The 3,392-nt window shown below is 72.4% G+C and carries 3 protein-coding genes; 1 reads left to right on the plus strand and 2 read right to left on the minus strand.

The annotated features are described in order from the left end of the window. Positions 1-532, minus strand: a 532-nt coding sequence (locus tag I59_RS17930; protein WP_022905053.1) for an aminopeptidase P N-terminal domain-containing protein, incomplete at its 3' end; no start/stop codon positions are given. Positions 533-601: 69 nt separating this feature from the next. On the opposite strand from I59_RS17930, the gene I59_RS17935 reads away from it, so the two are divergent. Further along, positions 602-1,474 carry a PHP domain-containing protein gene (locus I59_RS17935; RefSeq protein WP_022905054.1) on the plus strand — a complete coding sequence of 291 codons (873 nt, stop codon included), beginning with the start codon at positions 602-604 and terminating at the stop codon, positions 1,472-1,474. A 99-nt stretch (positions 1,475-1,573) separates the two neighbouring features. Here the strand turns inward: I59_RS17935 and I59_RS17940 are convergent, their stop codons facing one another. Continuing rightward, complete coding sequence (locus I59_RS17940; RefSeq protein ID WP_022905055.1) at positions 1,574-3,046, minus strand: DEAD/DEAH box helicase; 1,473 nt, start codon at positions 3,044-3,046, stop codon at positions 1,574-1,576. Positions 3,047-3,392 lie beyond the last annotated feature (346 nt).

The following is a 3,392-nucleotide window of genomic DNA, read 5'->3' on the forward strand; positions in this document are numbered from 1 at the left end:
CGCGGACCACGAGCACGGTGGCGTCGAGGCCGTCGACGACCGCGTCCAGATCGCCCAGGTCGGCCGTGTCGAGCCCGAGGTCTGCGGCGACCTCCGCGAGGGAGGGGCGCGGCCCGACCCAGAACTCGCCGATCTCGGGGTTGGCGTAGAACTCCTCGGAGTCACGGCCCGCCGTCGCCCGGAAGTACAGTGTGGCGTCGTGTCCGGAGCCGTTCGGCGTCATCACGAGGACGGACCCGACGACCGTGTCGGTGCCCCAGCCGGTGAGGTGCGCGAACGCGGAGTGCGGCCGGAACGGGTAGTCGCAGTCGTTCGAGCGGACCTTCGCCTGCCCGGCGGGCACGACGATCGTGCGGCCAGGGTGCAGCTCGGAGATCCGGGCGCGGCGCGCGGCGGCGTACGCGGCCTGCTCCCGCGGCTCCGGGAGCGGGCGCTCCCGCTCGGCCCACTGCGACCCGATGTAGTCCTTGAAGGTCGAGGACCCGGGAGTCGTGGAACGGTTGCTCGTCGCGCGGGGAGTGGTGTCGGCCATGGCTCCATCCTCGCACCGTCCCGGGGTCCGTGGCCTGTGCGCGCGTTCACCTGTGGATAGCATTGAGGAGTGCCCGATCCGTTCATCGACCTGCACACGCACTCGAGCGTGTCCGACGGCACCGAGCGCCCTGCCGAACTCGTGCGGGCCGCGGCGGCCGCCGGGTTGGACGGCGTCGCCCTCACCGACCACGACACGACGGCGGGCTGGGACGAGGCGATCGCGACCGCCCGGCAGCTGCCGCTCACACTGCTCCCGGGGCTGGAGCTCAGCACGCGCGTCGGCTACCGCAGCGTGCACGTGCTCGGCTACCTCGTCGACCCGACGGACCCGGGCCTCGTCGCCGAGACGACGCGGATCCGCGACGGTCGGCTGGAGCGCGCCCGACGCATGGTCGAGCGCATCGGCGAGGACCACCCGCTCACCTGGGACGACGTGCTCGCGCAGGCGAGCGACGGCGCGACCATCGGGCGGCCCCACATCGCCGACGCGCTGGTCGCCCGCGGTCTCGAGTCGGACCGCAGTGCCGCCTTCCGCGGCATCCTGCACCCCGCGTCGGGCTACTACGAGCCGCACGAGGCCCCCTCGCCCCTGCGCGGCGTCGAGCTCATCCGCGCTGCCGGTGGCGTGCCGGTGATCGCGCACCCCGCGGCGTCCTCGCGCGGCATCGTCATCGACGAGGACGCGCTGCGGACCCTCGTCGACGCCGGACTCGGCGGGCTCGAGGTCGACCACCGCGAGAACGTGTCCCACGGCAAGCGCACGCTGCTCGACTGGGCCACACGGTACGGCCTGTTCGTCACGGGGTCGAGCGACTACCACGGCACGGGCAAGCCGAACCGGCTCGGCGAGCACCGCACCGCCCTGGTCGCGTTCGACGCGATCGTCGGCGAGGCCACCGGTTCCGCGCCGGTGTCCGGCCCGGACGCGCGCCTGTCCTGACCCGCGCCGCCTCGCAGCCCACCCCACGCCGGCTGCTCCGGCGGGCGGGGACGACGAAGGGCCCGTCGCGTGTGCGACGGACCCTTCGGCCTGGAGGCGCTACTCGCCCTCGCCGGCTGCCTGCGGTGCCGAGGCGGTCGCCTCGGACGAACCGCCACCGCTGCGGCGACGGCGGCGACGACGGCGCTTGGCGGCGCCGTCACCGGTCGCGGACTCGTCAGCGCCACCCTCGGCCGGTGCGGCCGCGGGAGCCTGCGCGTCCGACTGCTCGCTGCGGGCCGGCGCCGAGCCTCCAGACCGGGTCCGGCTGCGCGAACGCGAACGCGACGCGCCCTGCCGCTCGCCGCCCTTGGTCTCGGCGGTGCCGGCGGACGNCGCGTGCGCCGACGCGCCGGGGAGGCGACCCTTCGTCCCGGCGGGGATGTCGAGGTCGGAGAAGAGGTGCGGGGACGACGAGTAGGTCTCGACGGGCTCGGGGATGCCGAACTCGAGCGCCTTGTCGATGAGCGTCCACTTGTGCAGGTCGTCCCAGTCGACGAACGTCACCGGGATGCCGGTCTTGCCCGCTCGGCCCGTGCGGCCGGCGCGGTGCAGGTACGTGTCCGGGTCGTCCGGGATCGTGTGGTTGATGACGTGCGTGACGTCGTCCACGTCGATGCCGCGGGCGGCGACGTCGGTCGCGATCAGCACGTCGCGCTTGCCTGCCTTGAAGGCGGCCATGGCGCGCTCGCGCTGTTCCTGGTTGAGGTCGCCGTGCACGGCCGCGGCGTTGAACCCGCGGTCCTTGAGCTCCTCGACGAGCTTCGCGGCGGCGCGCTTCGTGCGGGTGAAGATCACGGTCTTGCCGCGCCCCTCGGCCTGCAGGATGCGGGCGATGACCTCGTCCTTGTCGAGCGAGTGCGCGCGGTAGATGACGTGCTTGATGTTCGCCTGCATCAGACCCTCGTCGGGGTCCGTGGCGCGGATGTGCACCGGGCGGCTCATGAAGCGGCGGGCCAGTGCGACGATCGGCGCCGGCATCGTCGCCGAGAACAGCATCGTGTGCCGGACGTCGGGGACGGCCTGGAAGATCCGCTCGATGTCGGACAGGAAGCCGAGGTCGAGCATGCGGTCGGCCTCGTCGAGGACGACCTCCTGCACGTGGGAGAGGTCGAGCAGGCGCTGGCGCTGCAGGTCGATGAGTCGACCCGGGGTGCCGACGACGATCTGCGCGCCGGCCTTGAGCTGCTCGATCTGGCCCTCGTACGCCTTGCCGCCGTAGATCGACACGATCGTGGTCGACCGGTTCGACGTGGCGAGCTCGAGGTCCTCGGTCACCTGCACGGCGAGTTCGCGCGTGGGGACGACGACGAGCGCCTTGACGCCGTGCTCCGGGTCGGTGCCGAGGCGCTGGATGAGGGGCAGGCCGAAGCCGAAGGTCTTGCCGGTACCGGTCTTGGCCTGACCGATGATGTCCTGCCCGGTCAGGGCGAGCGGGATCGTCTGCTGCTGGATCGGGAAGGGCTCGATGATGCCCTTCGTCGCGAGCGCGTCGACGATGTCCTGCTCGATGTTGAGGTCTGCGAAAGTCAAAGAATCACCTTAGTCCTGGTGGAAGTCCCGCCCAGTCTACCGACGCCGACCGGGGTCCCGGGTCCGGCCCCCTATGCTGCTGGCGTGGTGTCTTGGTGGAACCGGAAACGCGCCGCGCAGCTCGCGGCTGCGTGGCTCGCGTCGCGCAACCCGAAGAACGCGTCCGGGGAGCGGCTCCAGCTCGACGACGTCAGCCCCGAGCTCGACGTCTACCTCGGCCAGGCCGCGTACCTGCAGCTGTCGATGTACGAGACCATGGGGNCGGGCCGGTGCCACGGCGCCGACGCTCTCGGTTCGCCTGTGGACCGGCGTCCTGGCGACGACCGCCCTCGAGCGACACCGCACG

The sequence above is a fragment of the Curtobacterium sp. B8 genome, assembly GCF_000333315.1.
Taxonomy (GTDB): domain Bacteria; phylum Actinomycetota; class Actinomycetes; order Actinomycetales; family Microbacteriaceae; genus Curtobacterium; species Curtobacterium luteum.